General features: G+C 41.6%; 12 protein-coding genes. 2 read left to right on the top strand and 10 right to left on the bottom strand.

Annotated elements, in window-relative coordinates; genetic code table 11:
• Position 1: 1 nt before the first annotated feature.
• The 6 genes from qoxC to RCG24_RS04375 form a co-directional block, all read right to left on the bottom strand.
• A complete protein-coding gene (gene qoxC, locus RCG24_RS04400) occupies positions 2-598 on the bottom strand; it encodes a cytochrome aa3 quinol oxidase subunit III (RefSeq protein ID WP_308078392.1) in 597 nt (198 codons plus the stop codon).
• Complete coding sequence (qoxB, locus tag RCG24_RS04395; protein WP_202651658.1) at positions 598-2,544, bottom strand: cytochrome aa3 quinol oxidase subunit I; 1,947 nt, start codon at positions 2,542-2,544, stop codon at positions 598-600. The genes qoxC and qoxB overlap by 1 nt, the downstream gene beginning before the upstream one ends.
• A 59-nt stretch (positions 2,545-2,603) precedes the next feature.
• Positions 2,604-3,494, bottom strand: a complete 891-nt coding sequence (gene qoxA / locus RCG24_RS04390; protein WP_308078391.1) for a cytochrome aa3 quinol oxidase subunit II — start codon at positions 3,492-3,494, stop codon at positions 2,604-2,606.
• Positions 3,495-3,858: 364 nt separating this feature from the next.
• Positions 3,859-5,265, bottom strand: a complete 1,407-nt coding sequence (locus tag RCG24_RS04385; protein WP_308079107.1) for a purine-cytosine permease family protein — start codon at positions 5,263-5,265, stop codon at positions 3,859-3,861.
• A gap of 88 nt (positions 5,266-5,353) precedes the next feature.
• On the bottom strand, positions 5,354-7,333 hold the full coding sequence (locus RCG24_RS04380; RefSeq protein ID WP_308078390.1) for a hydantoinase B/oxoprolinase family protein: 1,980 nt from the start codon (positions 7,331-7,333) through the stop codon (positions 5,354-5,356).
• A 17-nt stretch (positions 7,334-7,350) separates the two neighbouring features.
• Complete coding sequence (locus RCG24_RS04375; protein WP_308078389.1) at positions 7,351-9,378, bottom strand: hydantoinase/oxoprolinase family protein; 2,028 nt, start codon at positions 9,376-9,378, stop codon at positions 7,351-7,353.
• Between the two features lie 184 nt (positions 9,379-9,562).
• Here RCG24_RS04375 and RCG24_RS04370 point away from each other — a divergent pair, with 184 nt between their 5' ends.
• Complete coding sequence (locus RCG24_RS04370; RefSeq protein WP_202651662.1) at positions 9,563-9,871, top strand: DUF3870 domain-containing protein; 309 nt, start codon at positions 9,563-9,565, stop codon at positions 9,869-9,871.
• Between the two features lie 48 nt (positions 9,872-9,919).
• Here the strand turns inward: RCG24_RS04370 and RCG24_RS04365 are convergent, their stop codons facing one another.
• From RCG24_RS04365 to RCG24_RS04350, 4 genes are all read right to left on the bottom strand, one after another.
• Positions 9,920-11,251, bottom strand: a complete 1,332-nt coding sequence (locus tag RCG24_RS04365) for an aminotransferase family protein (RefSeq protein WP_202651664.1) — start codon at positions 11,249-11,251, stop codon at positions 9,920-9,922.
• 101 nt (positions 11,252-11,352) lie between these two features.
• Positions 11,353-12,564, bottom strand: a complete 1,212-nt coding sequence (locus RCG24_RS04360; protein ID WP_202651665.1) for an acyl-CoA dehydrogenase family protein — start codon at positions 12,562-12,564, stop codon at positions 11,353-11,355.
• Complete coding sequence (locus tag RCG24_RS04355; RefSeq protein WP_202651667.1) at positions 12,561-13,775, bottom strand: CaiB/BaiF CoA transferase family protein; 1,215 nt, start codon at positions 13,773-13,775, stop codon at positions 12,561-12,563. The genes RCG24_RS04360 and RCG24_RS04355 overlap by 4 nt, the downstream gene beginning before the upstream one ends.
• A gap of 260 nt (positions 13,776-14,035) precedes the next feature.
• Positions 14,036-16,054, bottom strand: coding sequence for an oxidoreductase (locus RCG24_RS04350; RefSeq protein WP_202651669.1), 2,019 nt, complete (start codon positions 16,052-16,054; stop codon positions 14,036-14,038).
• Positions 16,055-16,339: 285 nt separating this feature from the next.
• Between RCG24_RS04350 and RCG24_RS04345 the strand changes: the two genes are divergently transcribed.
• Positions 16,340-17,746, top strand: coding sequence for a sigma-54 interaction domain-containing protein (locus RCG24_RS04345; RefSeq protein WP_202651671.1), 1,407 nt, complete (start codon positions 16,340-16,342; stop codon positions 17,744-17,746).
• The last annotated feature ends 91 nt before the right edge of the window (positions 17,747-17,837 follow it).

Genomic DNA, 17,837 nt, shown 5'->3' with positions numbered 1-17,837 from the left:
CTTACATCATTCCTTTCAAGTAGATGAAGCTGAAGATAAAGATCCAAACAACATCTAAGAAATGCCAATAAAGTGAGAAAATAAATGATTTATTCGCCGTTTCTTTCGTCAAGCCGCGTTTTTTCAACTGCATGAGAATGGCCGACCCCCAGAATAATCCAAAGGTCACGTGCGCTCCATGTGTTCCCAATGTCAACATTAAAATTGCTGTAAAGGCACTCGTTTGCAGTGTTGCACCCTCATGGATATAGGTGATAAATTCATCAATTTCCAGGCCTAAGAATCCTAGACCAAGAAGAAGTGTAATCACAAAGAATGCAGTCATCGCCTTTTTGTTGTCAATCCGCATCGCGTGAACACCAAGTCCAATCGTAAAACTGCTGGTTAATAAAATGAGCGTTTCCATTAACACTGGCGTGATTTCAAAAATTTCCGTACCGCTTGGACCACCTCCAACTCGATGCTCCAACGTAAAATAGGAGGTAAAAAGAGTCGCAAACAGCATAATTTCAGCAGCAAGGAAAACCCAGAAGCCAAATATATTCAGTCCGTTTTGTTTTGTACTATACTCTAATGGCAGCGAGTGATCGATTTTCATTAGTTAGCACCTCGCAATTTGGTTTCAGTTTCTTCAATTTCTGCAACAGAAATGTAGCGGCCATGATCTTTTTCAAATGACCGATGGGCCATACAGGCGAAAATCGCAATGGTTGAAATAATCGCTGGAATCCAGAGTGAGAAGATCATCGAAAATCCCCAAACGAAGAAGATCGCGCTCATTATAAATGGAACTCCGCTATTATTGGGCATATGAATTTTTTCTACTTTTCCAGGGAACAGTACATGGCCATTTTTCTTGGCATCCCAGAATGCCTGACTTGAAGCAACATGCGGCTGCACGGCAAAGTTGTATTCCGGCACCGGAGTATGTGTTGCCCATTCAAGTGAGCGAGCATCCCAAGGATCGGCGCCAATATTTCTTGGTGCATACCGGACACTATGATAAACGTTGTAAACAATTAAAACAAAGCCGACAGCCATAATCATGGCCCCAACGAATGAAACCATATTTAACGTGCTGAAACCAGCTGCTGCCGAGTAAGTGTACATCCGGCGTGCCTGACCATCCAAACCGGTAACATACATTGGAAGAAATGCCAAACAGAAGCCAACTGTAAGCAGCCAGAAAGTCCATTTTCCAATTCGTTCATTTAACATAAAGCCAAACATTTTTGGCCAATAGAAGGTAAGGCCAGCCAGCATCGCAAACACTACCCCCGGAATAATCGTGTTATGAAAATGGGCAACTAAGAACATCGTGTTATGGTATTGATAGTCAGCCGCCGACATTGCCAGCATAACTCCGGTTACCCCACCAAGAACAAACAATGGAATAAACCCAATTGAATACAGCATTGGGACAGTAAAGCGAATTTTTCCTCTCCACATGGTGAACAACCAGTTAAAGATTTTCACCCCTGTTGGGACGGAAATCATCATCGTTGTAATTGAGAAGAAGCTATTCGCTAGTGCCCCTTGGCCCATCGTAAAGAAGTGGTGTGCCCAAACTACACATGATAGACCAGAGATAATCACCATCGAAGCCACCATTGATTTATAGCCATAAAGGTTACGCCCGGCAAATGTTGAAATAATTTCACTATATAAGCCGAATGCCGGCAGGATTAAGATATAGACTTCCGGATGCCCCCAAACCCAGAACAGATTGGCCCAAAGCATATCCATACCGCCGTTTGTCGATGAGAAGAAGTTGGTTCCAAATAATCTGTCCATCGTTCCCATGACAAGTGCCACTGTTAAGACTGGGAAAACCGTCACGATAATCAGGTTTGTTACTAACGTAGCCCAAGTAAACATCGGCATTTTCATTAAGGTCATACCCGGTGCTCTCATTTTTAGAATGGTTGTAATCATGTTAATTCCAGTCATGAGCGAACCAAGACCGGAGATCTGAATTGCAATCATATAATAGTTAGTCCCAACTGACGGACTGAATTCATTCCCAGCAAGCGGGAAATAAGAAGTCCAGCCAGCATCAGGTGATCCGCCGACAACAAAAGAGATATTAAACAGCATCGCACCAAAGAAGAACAGCCAGAAACTTAAGGCGTTTAGTCTTGGAAAGGCGACATCCCGTGCGCCAATTTGTAACGGTACAAGAAAATTCATAAAGGCAAAGATAAACGGCATGGCCATGAAAATAAGCATGATGACACCGTGAGTGGTAAAAATTTCATTGTAATGCTGGGCATCGAGCAGCTTATTATCCGGTACAGCCAGCTGAGCACGCATCATAATCGCGTCCACTCCACCCCGGAATAACATAATCAAGGCAGAGATTAAATACATAATGCCAATTCTTTTATGATCAACGGTGGTTAACCATTCACGCCATAAATAACCCCATTTTTTAAAATAGGTTAACCCTGCAATAATGGCAATTAAAGTAAGACCAATTGCCACCATGGAAGCATAGATTGCCAGACTTGGATTTGGCACGGCAAAACGTTCCAAGAACTCCATTCTTTATTGACTCCTTTCGGAAAAAATATTTATCATAACGATCATTAAACGTTCAATTATTACTTTTGATTATTGTTTTTTTGCAGCAGCTCCTCTGCATTACAATCCACCGGTTTACCTGAGGCACTGTGATTGTGTTCCGGAGCAGGTTTAAAGTCTAAATGAGTACCCGTGAAGGTCATTTGTCCAAGATGGCCGGGTTTTAATAACTCATTAAATTTCTTTTCTGTCAGCAGTTTTGCTGTTTGCTTCACATCTTTTACCCATTTATCAAAATCTTTCTCCGGTACGGCTGTTACATTAAACATGTTTTCGGCAAAGCCTTTTCCGCTGAAATTGGCGTTCCGGCCGATCATTTCACCCGGTTCATCAGCAGCCAGGTGCAAGGTCGTCACCATGTCAGCCATTGCATATTTTTGACCACCAAGCTGAGGAATCCAGAAGCTTGTTATCGGTCCATAAGAATAAAGCTTAAACTCAATCGGTCGATCTGTAGGAATATACAAATAATTAACTGTCTCAATATCTTCCTCGGGATAACTAAAATGCCATTTCCAGTTAGAGGAGGAAGCATAAATAACTAAAGGTTCCTTATCCTCATATGCTTTTGGTTTTGCTTCCACAATGTAGTTACTTTGAACTGATACAAATGAAAAGTAGGTAACGATGATTACCGGAATACCTACACAAAGCGCCTCAACCCATTTATTCCCCTCAATGTGCGGCGGTTCATAGTCCGGACTTTGCTTGGAAGCACGATACTTAAATAACACATAAATCAAAATTGTAAATACCACAATCACAATAAATGACATGATCCCAATTGATATTAAAATATCATGGGCTTGCCTTTCGGATTGCGGTCCCTTTGGGTCAAGGACCTTTAGCGGCTCACAACCCGTAAGCACAGTGACAATAGTAAAAACAAACGCTAAAAAAAGGCGTTTCATTTTGTCATATCCCCTTTCTTTGAATAGATAAAATTTACATCCCCTAAAGTGTGATTTACATCACTTATTTAATAACTATAATAATATGAAAAACTGGAAAACACACCGATTTGCAGTAGATGTCACCAAATGTTCAAAATTAATTTGACAATTACAAAAAAACAAACCGTTTATTGGCATTTTGTATAAAAATGAATTATTATAATATATTTATCACCTTATTACCTACAGGGGTATTATTATTATTTTTCCATACTTTTTCGAAATAGTATCTTTTCAGCAAAGAAAATCCCCTATCGAAAAATATTGGACAGGGGATTTAGATTAATAGTATTTATCATATCCTTCTTTTAGATTTCAGAGTTCAGTATATATACTCATTGGCAGGGATATTATCCGCTTTCTTTTTACTGTAGTATTTTCCTTTTGTCATCATTGCAAGAAGAATGGTTAGTATGAAGGCTATAATTGCGGCAAAAAAAGCGGCGACATTTTGTAAAAATACACCAAAATAACCAAAGGCAGCAAATGATCCAATAACACTTGAGATGATTAACGATAGGACTCCTACTGGATTCCATCCATACAAATACTCTTGTCGATGCTCGAAATAATTAGGACCGATATTTAATAATTTCTTTACGACAATAGCGTCACTTACCAAAACAGCTGCCCATGCCAATAAAAACACCCCTTGAAAGGTAAGTAAACTTCCTAAGTGATCCAATACACCTCCCAACATAAGAACAATCGCCGCAACTGAGACAAAAACAACCCAAAAGGTCCTGCCGGGCTTAAATTTAAAAACATTCTCAAAGAAACTTGCCAACGACAAGGAGCCACTGTATAAGTTGGTGATGTTAATCCTCAATTGGGTCAATATGGTAAATAATGCTCCTCCAATTCCAAGGATCTGCACAAAATATATTCCCGGGTTTTCTTCTCCCATTCGAACGCCAAACCAAATACCAATGATCCCCATAATAAAGAAACAAACAAGCTGTGGAATAAACCCGACGGCGAAGACACCGATTTTGAATTCCTCTTTTTTAATAAATCTGGCATAGTCTGAAACAAGAAGAGCCATGATCCCTACCAAGCCATTCATAATCCCAATACAAGCCAAAAGACCAGCTCCACCAACAGTAGCTCCTTTTGGCAAATATGTCCATACATTTCCCGCAATTTTTGGTGTCATATTTAGCGCTAAAATAAAGCCTGCTCCCAGTAATAAAATAAATAGCGGGATGGACCATTTTTGCAGTTTATCTAACTGCTTTATCCCAAACCAATTTAACGGAATAACTAGCAACCCAAAAACAACCATCAACACCCAAACAGGAATAAAAGGAAGATATTCGTGGACAGCAAAAGCCATAATAGAGCCTTCAATCGCACAGTACATAATAAAATTCAAGGCATAAATAAGAGATGTTATGGATGCCCCAATATAGCCAAATCCCCCACCGCGGGCCAATAAATTTACATTTAGTCCGGATTTAGCGGCAAAATAACAAATCCCCACCCCTAAACAACCTGCAACTAACGTAGCATAAATTTCCGCAAGTAAGGCATTGACAGAACCAAAACTAATGGCCATTAAGCTCCCCATTTGCATAAATAGCATAGCTGTGGCAACCCCAAGTGTAACATTGGTGATGCTTAGCCAGCCTAGTGTCCTGCCTTCTAACGGGACTTTTTCAAGCGAGAAGTCATCCTTCTTGGCCTCTTTAGCAATTCCACCATCTACAGCATTTGCCGGTCTAATCATGTTTGCCATACATTCATCTCCCTTAATTTTTTTAAAAGAGGCTGACCCAAAAGAAGTACATACCATCTCTTTTAAGTCAGCCCCACTCCTACTCCCAATAAGCAAGTGAACGTTTTTTCATTGATTCCCTAAACTGTGCTGTGGATTTAAGCAATGCTCTATTTGTTCCATAATCCATAATCACGCCATAGCACCGAATGACATCTAATTGATCAATTTCACCATTCCGGTATTTTTTCTCCACTTCCAATGGATCCACTTCCAACCAACCTTTGCGCTCTTTTCGAATTTGCTTTCTTACTGTTTCTGTTGCTGCGTAATCAATTTCAAACAGGTCAAGGTCCCTGTTGATTTCTTTAATAACGACACCGTAATCCTTCTTAGCCCTTTTAATGGAAACGTATTCATCAATAACATCCTCAAGAACTGCCTCAGGGTCTCTCTCCAGCGGATCACCTAAGCCACCGCCGCCCGCTGATGGTCTTGTAAACGAGTCACCGCTTTTCACCTTTACATTAGAAAAAATGGCTCCTAGATACCGCTCATCCTCTCGTCCCGGATTTAGCCAAGCCCCGTGTGGATAGGACGGTAATCCCCCAAATATTCCCCATGTCACGGAACGAGCTCGGTCACAGCAATAGGACATAACCGAATTATTTAACTCAGTTAGAATCCCGCCTTTTTCTACACCGCAGCCGCCGCGAAATTTACCGGGACCACCTGAATCAGTAATCATTTGATGTTTTGTTGTGATCACCGGTGACAATCTTTCCTGACCTTCGCAAGGCTGGACACTAAGACCGACGCCAAATACTGGCGATGTTGCGTTAGCCCCATCCAGACCGGAGCGGCCCCCATGTCCTCCTGCCATCCAGTCATACCACATAAAGTAATTACTCTGTTGTGTGCGTTGATCCCAGCCACCAATTAATAAATACTCAAGATTAAAAGAACAGGCGAGAGCCCTTTCAGGCATAATGTTGGACCATAACTCAAAGCATGCATTCATAATTTTTTCATAGGCACCTGAGCAAAAACCGGTTACAGCAATTGGTGCCGGTGCATTTACTACAGAATTTTCCGGCAACTCTATTTTTACCACCCGATAGAAACCTGAATTTAATGGGATTTCCGGGAAGAATGTTTTCGTACCCGCATAGGCAGCTGATAATGATGCGCCAAAACCCGCATTTAAGAAGCAGTTGATATAGTCATGCGAGCCGGACAAATCGTAGACAATTTCATCATCGGAAATCGTCATTTTCACTCGGATTGGAATCAGTCCATCCCCCACTTCCGGATCCATGTCAATGAAATCGACCGTCTCCCAAGAACCCTTCGGTAATGAAGCGATTTTCACCTTTGCCAATCTTTCCACATAATTCTGGACTTCTTCAAAGGCGATCAATGTTGTTTCAAGCCCATACTTATTGACAATATCCAGTAATTGCGATTGACCGACCTTTGCTGCCTCTACTTGAGCGCGCAAGTCCCCTACCCTTTCTTCTGGAACACGCATATTAGCAGCAAGGACGTTGACGATATCCCTTAAGTAAGTTCCTTTACTGTAAATCCTTACTGGAGGAATGCGAACTCCTTCACCATAGTGATCCTTTGCCGTAATGTCAAAAGAGCCTGGTGTCGAGCCGCCCATATCGGCCCAATGACCATTGGTTTGCATTAAAGCGATTAATTTTCCCTCAAAAAATACCGGTAATACAACCCTTGTATCATTAAAATGGGTACCACCGCGGTATGGGTCATTAACGAGGAAAATATCTCCCGGGTGAATATCATTCTTAAAATCTTCTAATACAGCCTTCGCCGTTAAATGCAATGTTCCAACATGGACGGAAATATCTTGTGTCCCTTGCATGACTGTATTCCCTTCAGCATCACAAAGAGCACAACTAAAATCTCTGTTATAAATAACGAACGAATAACAAGTTCTTAAAATTTGTTCTGCCATCTGGTCTACAAGGTTCACGAAACCATTTTTTAACACCTCAAATGTAACCGGATCTAAACGATTAGTTCCAACTTGACTAGCCGAATTGACCTTACTCAACTTCTTTCACCTCTTCTTTATTTGTTGACAGTGATAATAATATTTCGATACTCATCGACAATAGCGGTAAAGTCTGGTGGGATCACTGTTGTTGCATCAAGCTGTTCAACGATTGCCGGGCCATGAATTTCCGCGGAAACCGGAAGTTTTTCACGGTCGAATATTTTTGTTGCAACAAATTCGCTATCAAAGTAAACCTCTCTTATCTCTTTTAAGGCATCTTCAAGATTGCCTGATGGACCATATTTAGGAAATTCCGGTTTGGGAACCGTTCCGATAGCTGTTAATTGTAAGCCATAGATTTCAACCGCTTGTTTTCGATCAGAAAACGCATACTCACGTTCATGCTCTTGATGGAATGCCTCTAATGTCTCTTTTAATGATTGAGCCTTTGAACTGATTGGTATAGCTAATGCACGCCATTGACCGCTATACCTCATTTCAATATAACGCATGAGTGTAGAGTTTTCTTTTGCAACCCCTTCCTCCTGAAGTAGCTTTTCAGCTTCTTGTTCCATTGCAGCAAATTCAACATCAAGTTCTTCAGTAGTTACTTGATTAAACTTTTTAACGAACGTTTTAGATAAATCATGGCGCACATCCACAAGCAAACATCCCATTGCTGCTGCAACTCCTGGGTGTGGAGGAACAATTACAGTAGGTATTTCCATTTCCTTTGCCAAATAAGCACCATGGAGTGGACCAGCACCACCGAAGGCAACGAGCGCAAATTCCCGCGGATCATAACCGCGTCTAACAGAAATCAATCTTAAGGCATCACACATATTCGCATTCGCCACCTCAATAATGGCATTGGCTGCTTCCACTATAGAATAATTAAACTTTTTTGCAATTTTCCCAACGGCTTGAATCGCTTTTTCTTTGTCGAGCTGCATGCTACCATCTAATAAATTCACTCCAAGACGACCGAGAACTAAATTGGCATCAGAGTTTGTCGGTTCCTCGCCCCCTTTGTTATAACATGCAGGACCTGGGACAGCTCCTGCACTTTGCGGGCCATTCCTTAATGAACCTCCATCATCTTTCCAGGCGATACTCCCGCCACCGGCACCAATTGTTAAAATTTCAATGCTTGGAAAGCCTATTGGATAACCATATTCGATATACCAATCCTTTGTGATTCGGATATCGCCATCATACATGAGTGAGATATCTGTACTTGTTCCCCCCATATCTAAACCAATAGCGTTTTTATAGCCGCATAATTGGGCTATATGTTTACTGGCAATGGCTCCTGCAGCAATACCGGAGCTGGCAATTCTTGCTGCGTATCTGGGAACGGTGCTTGAGGTCATAACCCCGCCACCTGAATGGAGCACGAGAATATCATCCTTGAAGCCTTTTTTCTCCATTTCTCCCTCTAATGTACGAATATAACGACTCATAATTGGACCTAAGACAGCATTGACAATCGTTGTACTCATCCGCTCATGTTCAAAAATTTCCGGTAAAACTTCACTGGAGGCACAAACATACACACCAGGTAATTCTTCTTGCAGGATCTCCTTTACAATCCTTTCATTTTCACCATTTACATAAGCATTCAGGAAACACACGGCAATTGATTCTGTACCGCGTTGCTTTAATTTTTGTGCCAGAGCGCGAACTTCTTCCGGATCTACTTCTGTTAAAATATTGCCGTGATAATCTACTCTTTCATTAATTTCAAAACGATCCCTCCTTCTGATGTAAGGTTTGGCTGTATCTTTATAGGCATCCCATAAATCTAGCTTCGTCCCGCGGCGAATCTCTGGAACATCCCGAAACCCTTTTGTCGTTACTAAAGCGGTCTTCGGAAGCTTTCTCTCAATTAGGGCATTCGTACCAACTGTTGTTCCGTGAGAAAAGACCTTAATGTTCTCGCCTTTTACTTGTGCTTTTTCCATCCCGGCTAAAATTCCTTTTTCAGGATTGGATGGGGTTGATGAAGTTTTTGTTACTGAAATTTTTCTTGTTTTTTCATCAAATACAAACACATCTGTGAATGTACCGCCAACATCAATGGCAAGTCTAATCTGCTTCAATATGAAAACCTCCAATTTTGATAATTAATAGAATATATTATATAAAATTGAAATATTGCTACTCCTTTAGAAATTTTAACTAACTACCATAAATTACAAGGAATTGGATACATTACTTTTCTCTTACCTTTTTTCGATATTTGTATTATTCTAAAAATAAAGTTAATTTTGGGAGAGTGATTAAATGAATACCATTTTTATTGCTGGACATGCAAAGCTGCCGACGGGGATGGCTGCTAGAAGTGTATATGAAACGTTGACGATTACTGCGGAAATTGATAAAAATTTTGGTGTAATAGTAGATGCTTCCTGTACGCTGGCTACTGAGCATGGAAGGGATTTTATTACAAGACTTTTAAAAGGACATAGCCTTCGTAATGGAATAGAGGTTCCCCTTGAACAATTAAAAAAGGGCTATTTAGGAAAAGCTAGTCATGCATTGATTGCCGCATTAAAAGATTTATATAAGCAGTACGAGACGCTTCACCAATAAAGGAGAACGGCCCCTAAGTCAAAAAGGGCAGCGGGGCCTACCTTTATCTTATAAACTATTTTCAACAGCTAATAGTGATTCGCGAAGAATGGCGAGAAGCTCTTCAATTTCCTGCTTATTAATCACCAGGGGAGGTGAGAAAACAACGGTATCCATTCCCTCAAAGACCACCGTTCTCACAATAAGGCCTCTTTTTGCCGCTTCGGTACTTACCTTTGGTGAAATAGGTGTCGGGAATCTCTTCTTAGTGACAGGGTCAATGATCTCGACTGCGCCAATTAACCCTAATGCCCGAACCTCACCAACAATATCAATCTCTTCTTGAATTTTTTTAAAACCTTTTAACAGCTCTTCACCCATCAACCGAGAATTTTCCACTAAGTTTTCTTTCTCAATAATTTCAATATTTTTTAACGCAACTGCACAGGCTGTCGCATGACCGCTGTAAGTATAGCCATGCAGCAGGACACCGTCGGATAGAGCAATCAGTTCTTGATGGATTCGTTCGGTTAATACAACAGCACCAAGCTGAATGTAGCCGCTGGTTATGCCTTTTGCTAATAGCATAACATCGGGAACCACATTATAATGCTCACAGGCAAATAGTTTGCCAGTTCGGCCAAACCCGGTAATCACCTCATCAGCAATAAATAAGATATTGTTTTCATCACAAATTTTTCTTACTGCTTGAAAATAACCGTCTGGAGCAATATTGACTCCGCCGGCACCTTGTACAGGCTCAGCAACGAAGGCTGCGATTTTTTCAGCGCCTTCTCTGACAATGCATTCCTTTAAATCTTCAGTAGAAAACGTATCAACATGAAGAAAATCAGGTGCTAAGGACGATGTCATCTCCTGGAAAGGAGTAATGCCAGTCGCACTCGTTGCCCCGATGTTCACCCCATGATAGCCTTTTCTGCGTGAAATGATTTTTGTTTTTTGTGGAAAACCTTTTAATTTCCAATAATAGCGAACTAATTTGTAAGCGGTGTCATTTGATTCGGACCCACCGGATGTAAAGAATACGGCATTCAGATCACCAGGGGTAATTTCTGCAATCTTGGCAGCAAGCCGGATTGCTGGTTCGTTACTGAAAGATGAAAAAGAGTTGGTAAATGCCAGTTTTTCCATTTGCTCACGGGCTGCCTCCGCCAATTCCTTTCTGCCGTAGCCAACATTGACATTCCATAAAGATGACATACCTTCCAGCACTTTTTTACCGCTAATGTCCGTTAAATATACCCCATTGCCTTCTGTAAAAATAAACGGCGCTCCAGATTCCTGCTGCTGTTTTAAAGAGGAAGTAGGATGGATAAAATGCCGTTTATCCAACTCCACCAATGCATCTTTAACAGTGCTTTGTACCTGGTTTTGGCTCATAATATTTCTCCCCTTTGTTGGACCTTCAGTGATGGGGACTCCCCACAATAAAATCAGGGAAGTCCCACACTTTCTATTTCTATGATATTGATCCCATATATTTAACTATTTTTTATCGTTTCTTTCTCAAATGGCCAAGCCGGAAGCATTTTATTTAATGGTTTATCTTCACGATATCCAAGTACATATTCAGCCTGCATAATGGTATGAATTTCTCTCGTTCCTTCATAAATAACCGGTGCTTTCGAATTTCTTAAGAAGCGTTCAACCGGATACTCACTTGAAAATCCATAAGCACCGTGAATTTGCACCGCATCATCTGCCGCCTTATTGGCAAAATTACAGGCTTGCCATTTGGCTAGTGACGTTTCTCTTGTGTTACGCACCCCTTTGTTTTTTAACTCGCCGACACGATATACCAGTAAGCGGCTCATTTGCAATCCGGCCTCCATATTGGCAATCATTTGCTGCACAAGTTGATGGCGGCCAATTTCTTTGCCGAATGTTTTCCGTTCATGACAATACTTAACGCTTTCCTCCAAGCTTGCCATAATGAGACCGACTGCCCCAGCAGCCACAGTGAAGCGGCCATTATCAAGCGCAGCCATCGCAATTTTGAAGCCTTCACCCTCCTGACCAAGTAAATTTTCCTTTGGAACTCTTACGTTATCAAAGAATAACTCGCCTGTATTTCCCGAGCGAATCCCCATCTTTCCTTTAATCGCTTTAGATGAAAATCCAGGCATTGTCCGCTCCACGATAAAGGCAGAAATACCATGATGCTTTTTCGATTTGTCCGTGTAGGCAAACACGATAAAATGATCGGCTACATCACACAAGGAAATCCACGTCTTTGATCCATTTAAAATATAGCCATCTCCATCTTTTACCGCCGTTGTCTGCAAAGAGGCCACGTCAGAACCCGCTCCCGGCTCCGTTAGCCCAAAGGCCCCGATTTTTTCCCCTTTAGCCTGGGGAACGAGGTATTTTTGTTTCTGCTCTTCGCTTCCCCATTGTAAAAGGGTAAGACTGTTTAAACCGATATGAACTGATACCGCTGTCCGAAAGGCTGTGTCACCTCTTTCCAGTTCTTCACAGACAATTGCCAGCGAGTTATAATCCATGCCGCTGCCGCCATATTGTTCGGGGATACATACACCCATAAGATCTAACTCACTTAATCGCTTCCAAATAATTGGATCGAATGCCCCTTGTTCATCCCATTCTTGCATATTTGGGATAATTTCTTTATCTACGAAACTTCTAACCATCTTCCTTAGCATTTCTTGTTCTTCGGTAAAGTCAAAATTCATAATGAGAACGCCTCCTGGTAAATTTGAATAATATTTTTTTCTTTTAAATGCTCAATTTCCTCTTGTGAATATCCTGCTTGTTGAAGAATTTCCGCCGTATGTTCCCCGGCAATTGGCGGGTGACGCTCGATTTTTGTTTTTGTTCTTGAAAGCTTAATAGGGGAACCGACGAGCTTGATTTCCCCTGCTTCGGGGTGGTCCATGTGCGCGACCATGTCGCGCGCAATGACTTGTGGGTGGTTAAATACCTGATCCATTGTGGCAATTGGACCACATGGAATATTATGTTGGGAAAATAACTCCAGCCACTCTTGAATTGGCTTTCCTTGCAGCCGGCTTTCCAAAATATCGGTTAGTTCCTGCTTATTTTTTACCCTTGCCTCATTCGTGTGAAATCTTTCATCCGCTGCAATTTCACTGATTCCCATCACTTCGCATAGTGTCGCAAACTGGCGGTTATTTCCGACCGCGATAATCATTTCTCCATCCCGTGCCTTAAATTTTGAATACGGGACAATATTAGGGTGATCATTTCCCAATCTCCTCGGGATGGTTCCGGACATTAAATAATTGCTGGCTACATTGGCTAGCGAGCTTACCGCTGTGTCCATTAGCGACATATCAATTTTTTGCCCCTCACCGGATTTTTCCCGTTCCAGCAGTGCGGCTTCAATCGAAATCGCCGAATACAAACCTGTTAAAATATCAACCATTGCCACACCAATTTTCATCGGGCCGCTTTCTTCGCTCCCGGTGATGCTCATCAGCCCGCTCATCCCTTGGATAATATAGTCGTATCCGGGCAGATGCCGGTATGGTCCCGTTTCACCAAATCCGGTAATCGAACAATAGACCAGCCGTGGGTTCATATGTTTTAGAGAATCGTAGTCCAAAGACCAGTTTTCCATCGATCCGGTTTTAAAATTATGAATCAAAACATCCGCTTCTTTAGCCAATGTTCGAATGATTTCCCTGCCTTCTTCCGTTTTCAGATTGACAGTAATGCTCCGCTTATTGCGATTGGCACATAAGTAATAGGCACTTACACCGTTTTGGAACGGTGGCCCCCATGCCCTCGTCTCATCGCTGCCCCCCGGAGCCTCGACTTTAATCACATCTGCGCCAAGATCAGCAAGGATCATCGTACAATAGGGACCGGCGAGCACCCTTGTCAAATCTAATACTTTCAAGCCGGTTAAAGCTCCCATCAAATTACACCTCCCGTCAAAAAAAATTCAAAAACGAATAAAAGCCAGCCCAAACACACGCAATGGTGGTATGGACTGGCTTAACGATCCATTTAACCCAGCCGGCTAAGGCTGGAAGTGGAAACTTATCAGTCGGTTTTATTCATTTTTTGGCTAAAATTCTTCATTACCTGCCGCTGTTTAAACGGATAGGATGAAGGAATATCTTAATTTTACGAGAATTTTCTGAATTATTCAAGCTATTTTTGAAAAAAATATACTTCTTATTGTGTGCTCGACTTGCTGAAGCTGGTATTTATTTTATCGTCTTTGTCTTCAATTCCAAGCTTTAATGATTGTATCAGACCCTCGTACGTGGCTTCTTCTATGGTTCTTGGAGCCAAGCAATCACCTATTTGCCATACATGAGGTGCTAAATTCTTAATTTGTTCAAATAATTCATTATTTGGAACCCTACCAAGCGAGAGAACAATCGTGTCCCAGTTTTCCACCTTTTCTGTTTCGTAGGAAAATAAATTACGAATCACGACGGTGTTGCCAATAATCTCGCCTAAATCATAATGCGGCAGCATTTTTACCTTCAGCTTATAAAGCTTTTTCAAATATTCGTTTCTCAAATATTGATGGACCTCTTCTCCGATGTAAAGCCGCGCTGAAATCAAGGTTACTTGGTGTCCTTTTTCAGCTAAGTCAAGCGCTGCTTCCATCCCTGGCCAATCCCCGGCAAAATCAAATACCAAGACATTTTTACCGATGGTCTGATTTTGCTTATTAAATAGTTCATCCACTGTTACGACTCTTGAGTCGTTAATCCCTAAAACATTCGGAATGTATGGTCTAGAACCAGTAGCACAAACAATGGCATCCGGCGCGATTGTACGAATATCTGCCGGCTTAATCGCGGTACCAAGTTGTACTTTTACATTACTATTGGATAGCTTTCTCATATAATTATCAAGCATGGATTCAGCCAATTCATGTCTCATCGGTGCGCGTCTCAAAGTATGCAGCAATCCACCCACTTTGTCAGCTTGATCTGCCAAAATTACCTCGTGGCCCTGTTCATCCAAAGTGACGGCTGCTTGCATTCCAGCAGGTCCTGCGCCAATAACTAGAACTTTCTTTTTCTCTTTTTTCCGGTTCTTGAGTGCCTGAACTAGATTTTCTTTACCCGCTGAGGGATTTTGGACACAGCCAATGGTTAATCCTTTATGATAATGGCCAATACAGGCCTGTAGACAGCCGATACAGGCATCAATGAACGGCAAATTTCCTGATTTTGCTTTATTGGGCATTTCCGGGTCAACAATTAACGAACGAGTCATGCCAACGACATCTGCTTTACCTGATGCCACAATTTGCTCTGCCTCCACTGGGTCGACAATCCGTGAGCCTACGAATACTGGGACAGCTCCGGCCATCCGGATTTTAAACGATTGCGGTGTCACATAGCCATGTTTGATCGGGGAAGGCGGTACAATATGCGTTGAACCGGCAAACGTACTGGAATCCCCGGCTGTGACATCAATAAAATCCAATCTGACTTTATCAACCAAATATTCAACGATTTTGACTGCATCTTTAATGGTTGTACCGTCCATTGTCATTTCATCGGCGCTCATGCGGATTCCGACCGTGAAATCATCACCTACCTCTTCCCATACCCGCTCGATTACCTCGACAATAAAACGCATCCGATTTTCAAAAGAACCGCCATATTCATCGCTCCGAAAATTCGTATGTTCCGCCCAAAATTGCGCCGGTAAATAGCCGTGGGAACAACAAATTTCAACACCGTCTAATCCACCTTCTTTCGCTAATTTAGCGGAAAGGGCAAAACCTTCAATTACTTCTTTAATTTCCTCTATGCTCATCGGCTTGGGCATGGTGCTAAAGCGAAGGCTGGGAACCGCGGACGGAGCCCATGCGGCATTGCGGTAATCGCTAGATACGACTTCCCTGCCGCCATGAAATAATTGCGAAAACACTTTTGTTCCGTATTGATGAACTTCATTTGCCAACTCTAAATATGCAGGTACTACATTTTTATCAAATCCGGCAATGGTATTGGTTGTCAGCATCCCTGAAGGATGCACGGCTGCTGCCTCAAGGATAATTAAACCCGTTCCGCCTTTTGCCCGGGCCGCATGATAAGCTGTCATATCTGTTGTGGGGATTCCATCGATGACATGGTTGGTTTGATGTGCTGTACTGAGAATCCGATTTTTCAATATAGTGCTTCCAATTTCAACTGGGCTAAATAAATGTTTAAATTGTGTCAAATTTGTTCACTCCCTGTAAAAGTCTGCATAAAGATAGCTAGCAAAAATCGTGCCAACATTTTTGGAACTTGCTATAAAAAAGTTTTTTCTAAAAATTATAACAATTCACAAAAAATGTATTATAATGGCTGGTATAAACGAACCTTTTTTGCAACAAACCGTTGCAAAAAAGGTTCACCCGATATAAACTGCATTTTTAAAAGCTATTTATCTTAATTTGAGTCAGAGAGCCTGATTTGGTGATGCAAAATGTGTTCAAATATTATATAAAAGGAGGGGAGCAGGTTGGATCGTGACCAATACATTGAAAAAATAAACAATTTACAACAGCAATTAGACAGCGCCATGGAAAAAATTAAAGAACTCACCCATGTGCTGAACTCTACTTATGACGAAATTTTTGTGACCGATGCGAATGGACAAGTATTATTTGTTAGCGAATCGTGTGAACATTTTACCGGCCTGCCGCCGGAAGCATTTGTCAATAAAAACATCTATGATCTGGTGGAACAAGGGATTATTAAAGAATCGGTAACGGTGAAAGCGATGGAGACACAGACAATTCAATCATTGGAGCAGCAATACCCGAACGGTAAAACGGTGCTGGCGACAGCCAAACCCGTATTTGATGAAGACGGAAATTTATTTCGGATTGTCTGTAATTCACGGGATATTTCTGAGCTAGTAGAGATGAAACGGAAGCTGTCAGAGATCCACTCTATCCAACATGAACAACAGGTTATAATTGAATCTGCCGGGCAGCATACGTTCATTACACAGTCCGAAAACATGATTTCAACGATAAAGTTGGCCAAGAAAGTTGCCCCTTTAGATTCTTCTATTTTTATCCACGGAGAATCAGGTGTAGGTAAAGGAGTGTTGGCCAGGATTATCCACGAAAACAGCCCAAGAAAGACAAAACCATTTATCCAAGTAAATTGCGGGGCGATTCCTGAGGCCTTGTTGGAATCCGAATTATTTGGTTATGAAGCTGGAGCATTTACCGGCGCCAACAAACGCGGAAAACCAGGTCTGGTTGAAACGGCGGACGGAGGGACTTTGTTCTTGGATGAAATTGGGGAAATGCCGCTGGAGCTGCAGGTTAAAATCCTGCACTTAGTCCAAGAGAAATCATTCAAAAAAGTTGGCTGCACCCAGGAAAAACACGTCGATATTCGAATCATTTCAGCAACCAATAAAGACTTACTCGAGATGATCGAAAATAAATCATTCCGCCAGGATCTATATTACCGTTTACACGTTGTTCCGCTAAAAATTCCGCCGTTAAGAGAGCGGAAGCAGGATATTTTGGCGCTAACTGATTATTTTCTCGAAAAATTCAACAGCAAATATGCACAGCACATCCAGTTAGATGAAAATGCTAAATTAGTAATCCAACTCCAAGAATGGCCCGGGAATATCAGGGAACTTGAAAACTTCATGGAGCAGCTGGTTGTAACTGCCCAAAAATCAGTAATTGGTATGGAAGATTTACCATTCACAATGGACCGTAGATTTCATCGGGAACAATCACTTCAGATCATGCCATTAAAAAAAGCTGTGGAAGAGACGGAAAAACAAATCCTTTCCAATGCTTTATTGAAATATAAGACGACTAGAAAAATGGCAAAGGCCCTTGGGGTCAATCAAACAACAATCATGAGAAAACTCCACAAGTATAATCTAAACTAACATGTAAGGTCATATATTACACTTAACTGAATTTTTTGAATTGGCACGAAATTTGCATAATTTTTTTATGAAACTAAAATGCAAAGGAGTG

This window comes from Neobacillus sp. OS1-32, assembly GCF_030915425.1.
Taxonomy (GTDB): domain Bacteria; phylum Bacillota; class Bacilli; order Bacillales; family Cytobacillaceae; genus Neobacillus; species Neobacillus paridis.
The sequence above is the reverse complement of the archived record's forward strand: the minus strand, read 5'-3'. Positions and strand labels throughout refer to the sequence as shown.

Excerpts from the sequence above, each read along its gene's own strand:
- qoxC (WP_308078392.1), bottom strand. The coding sequence starts at position 598 with ATGAAAATCGATCACTCGCTGCCATTAGAGTATAGTACAAAACAAAAC.
- qoxB (WP_202651658.1), bottom strand. The coding sequence starts at position 2,544 with ATGGAGTTCTTGGAACGTTTTGCCGTGCCAAATCCAAGTCTGGCAATC.
- qoxA (WP_308078391.1), bottom strand. The coding sequence starts at position 3,494 with ATGAAACGCCTTTTTTTAGCGTTTGTTTTTACTATTGTCACTGTGCTT.
- RCG24_RS04385 (WP_308079107.1), bottom strand. The coding sequence starts at position 5,265 with ATGATTAGACCGGCAAATGCTGTAGATGGTGGAATTGCTAAAGAGGCC.
- RCG24_RS04370 (WP_202651662.1), top strand. The coding sequence starts at position 9,563 with ATGAATACCATTTTTATTGCTGGACATGCAAAGCTGCCGACGGGGATG.
- RCG24_RS04365 (WP_202651664.1), bottom strand. The coding sequence starts at position 11,251 with ATGAGCCAAAACCAGGTACAAAGCACTGTTAAAGATGCATTGGTGGAG.
- RCG24_RS04360 (WP_202651665.1), bottom strand. The coding sequence starts at position 12,564 with ATGAATTTTGACTTTACCGAAGAACAAGAAATGCTAAGGAAGATGGTT.